1 pseudogene is annotated in these 274 nt (G+C 74.8%); it reads right to left on the bottom strand.

Going from position 1 to position 274, the window contains the following annotated elements:
- Positions 1–274 (bottom strand): annotated as a pseudogene (locus tag ACLQ24_RS30585) (VWA domain-containing protein); the annotation flags it as partial.

The raw sequence follows: 274 nt of genomic DNA, 5'->3' as shown, positions 1-274 counted from the left end.
AGGATCGGCGGGGTGCCGGGCGGGGTGGTCCAGCGGCTGTGCGCGGCGTGCGCGGCGCCGTGCACGAGCAGCCCGTAGCCGGTGGGCACGAGGCGCTTGTGCCGGGCCTTGGCCGGATCGGTGACGTCGGGGCTGTCGGCGATGTAGGTGGCGTCGACCTCGATCCGGTTGAGGCCGGGGTAGAAGCACTCGGGTGTGTCCCCGGCGGCGCCGGGGGCGACGAGGACGGTGAGGTCGGTACGGCCGGTCAGCAGCGGGACGTGCTGGGTCCACG

This window comes from Micromonospora sp. DT4 (genome assembly GCF_049841675.1).
Lineage (GTDB): Bacteria > Actinomycetota > Actinomycetes > Mycobacteriales > Micromonosporaceae > Micromonospora.
Note: the sequence above shows the minus strand (reverse complement) of the source record. Positions and strands in the feature narration are given on the sequence as shown.